Annotated in this window: 1 protein-coding gene; it reads right to left on the bottom strand. The window is 46.2% G+C overall.

The genetic code is table 11. The features are described from left to right. On the bottom strand, window positions 1-210 hold a 210-nt coding region (locus AX677_RS00890; protein WP_197416872.1), incomplete at both ends, for a G5 domain-containing protein.

Raw genomic sequence — 210 nt, forward strand, 5'->3', positions numbered from 1 at the left:
GATTCTCAACGGTCTTGCTGCCATGTTTCAGAACTTCAGTTTCGCTCACTTCTTCAGTTGTGATGACTCCTGTTCCTACTTCAACCACTTCTTCTACAGGATCTTTGGTGATCGACTCACTCTTCTTCACACGACCTGTTTCCTTGCCAGCTGTCTTCGTCACGGTGTAGACAATCGTCTTCACTCCTTTTTGACCAGGAGTTTTCACCT

Origin of the sequence: Streptococcus sp. CCH8-C6, assembly GCF_001557225.1 — a bacterium.
GTDB classification, from domain to species: Bacteria; Bacillota; Bacilli; order Lactobacillales; family Streptococcaceae; genus Streptococcus; species Streptococcus sanguinis_C.